Source organism: Rhodococcus sp. P14 (genome assembly GCF_000256505.1).
In the GTDB taxonomy this organism is placed as follows: Bacteria; Actinomycetota; Actinomycetes; order Mycobacteriales; family Mycobacteriaceae; genus Rhodococcus; species Rhodococcus ruber.
This window is the reverse complement of sequence record NZ_AJFC01000422.1, coordinates 1-843: the sequence shown is the minus strand read 5'-3', so window position 1 is coordinate 843 and position 843 is coordinate 1. Positions and strand designations below refer to the sequence as shown.

At 64.5% G+C, this 843-nt stretch carries 1 protein-coding gene; it reads left to right on the top strand.

From position 1 onward, the window contains the following. The first annotated feature begins 319 nt into the window (after positions 1 to 319). Positions 320 to 694 (top strand): hypothetical protein, encoded by a 375-nt coding sequence (locus OEY_RS0127805; RefSeq protein ID WP_237713819.1) that lies wholly within the window; start codon positions 320 to 322, stop codon positions 692 to 694. Positions 695 to 843 lie beyond the last annotated feature (149 nt).

Below are 843 nucleotides of genomic sequence, written 5' to 3'. Positions count from 1 at the left end.
TGGTGGCAGCTGGTGGCCGTCGCCGTCCTTGCTCGATGAAAACGTGGAGCCCAGCGCGCCGCAATCTTCGTCTAGTCAACCTTGACTTGATTTGTCTAGCCTGAATAGACTACACTGGTGACGAAGCGTAGGGACATCTTGAAACGCCTCCGCACCGCCGCCGAGTCCGCAGGCCTACCCATCGAAGTCACCGAGGGCGGGCGACACACCATCGTCGACATCGACGGCCTTGTGATCCCAGTCCCACGCCACAACGAAATCAAGGAACTGACTACGACGGCGATCTACAAAGAGGCCGCGTCAAGCTCGGAAGAAACTGGTGGAAGAAGTGAAGTACACCGCACAAGTGACCCGCGACGACGGATGGTGGTCGGTCCACGTGCCCGAAGTGGACCGCACCACCCAGGCCCGCCACCTGCGCGAGGTCAAGGAGATGGCGGCCGACTTTGTACACATCATGACGGGATCGCCGGTCGACGAAATCGAGATCGAGATCGAATTGCCCGAAGACCTGGCGGCCGCGGTTCGTGAGTTCCACGCGGCCCAGCACGCCGCGGAGGAAGCACGCGCCCGCGCAGCCTCGGCGCAGGTCGCCGCGGCCCGAGCGCTTCAAGCACGCGGTGCAACCCTCCGCGACATCGGGGAGGTGCTGGGCGTGTCGTTCCAGCGCGTCCACCAGCTGGTGAATTCCTGACTCAACGGCCTACGACGACAGCGCCCCCGTCGAAGGGAGGCGGAAGCGCCGCAGGCCGAACCGATGCGTCGCATCGAGCGCCTCTTCGTACCACTCGCCGATCCCGGCGACCCGAGTGAGGACCTCGGCGCGGCCGGATACCGTGGACC